Origin of the sequence: Bradyrhizobium sp. 23, from assembly GCF_023073295.1 — a bacterium.
GTDB classification, from domain to species: Bacteria; Pseudomonadota; Alphaproteobacteria; order Rhizobiales; family Xanthobacteraceae; genus Bradyrhizobium; species Bradyrhizobium canariense_D.
In genome coordinates this window covers 1-1,126 of record NZ_JADPJF010000119.1, presented here as the reverse complement: position 1 = coordinate 1,126, position 1,126 = coordinate 1, and the positions used below count along the sequence as shown (strand labels likewise).

Genomic DNA, 1,126 nt, shown 5'->3' with positions numbered 1-1,126 from the left:
AGCGCCCGCGGGTCCGGGATGTGGACGGCCGCGAGGTGACGATCCCGAGCTGGAACCGGCAGCGCAGGAAGACCGGCTCGTTCGCTGGGCGATGACCTGACGCTGATCAATGTGTCGACGCGCCGATTCGGTCGCGCTGTCCGGCTGCCCGAGGGTGACGTGCCGGCACCGCCCGGATCGCGGGTTTTCGAAGCCGGCGGCCTCGCGGAGGTTTGTGGCGATGTCGGCGGCGCGGCTGGCCGACTCCATGGCTGCCGATCTCTCCGCGCTCCACCTTCTGTCGAAATCGACGCGCTGCATCTCGGCTACGATCTCGTGCTGGTCGACGCGATCGGGGTTGACGGGGGGCAACAAGCATCCGCTGGCGCTGGTGAAAGGAGCGACCGAGAACGCCGCAACGGTTCAGGCCCTGCTGGCCAACCTGGTCTCGCGCGGGCTCGCCCCGACAGTGCCAAGACTGTTCATCGTCGACGGCGCGAAAGCGTTGTCGAAGGGATCCGCCGCACCTTCGGTTCGGCCGCCGCGATCCAGCGCTGCCAGATCCACAAGGCGCGCAACATCACGGAACGCCTGCCGAAAGAGCATCATGCGGCCACATGTCGCGTGCTCCGCCAGGCCTGGGAGCTCGATGCCGACAAGGCTGAAAAATTGATCCGCAATCTCGCGCGTCGACTCGACCAGCAATGGCCCGGCGCAGCGGCCACCATCCTCCAAGGGCTCGAGGAAATCCTGACTGTCGTCCGGTTGAAGGTGCCAACGGAGCTGCGTCGATCGCTCGCCTCTACCAACATCGCCGAGAACATGATGGGCACCATTCGCCGCGTCACGCGCAACTCAAACGCTGGCGGGATGCCGGCGTGGCCTTGCGATCGGCCGCGGCCGGCATGATCGAGGCCAACAAGGGCTTCCAACGATTGAAGGCGCATAAGAAATTGTCGGTCTGGGTGCGGCCCTTCAAGCTTCACCACGATCGCATGACGATCAAGTCCATTGCCCACGTCCGAGCGCCGCGTAACATCCATTCCGGCAACGTCAGCCCGACCTAGTACCCGGAATCAGAGCTGAGTGATACGGCGGCCTTTGAAGGGGCGTTGACGAACCTTTTTCTTGGTCCAGACGAAGGGCT

Annotated in this window: 1 pseudogene; it reads left to right on the top strand. The window is 64.7% G+C overall.

Annotated elements, in window-relative coordinates:
• Window positions 1–1,046, top strand: a pseudogene (locus tag IVB32_RS28795) (transposase); the annotation flags it as partial.
• Window positions 1,047–1,126: the final 80 nt, after the last annotated feature.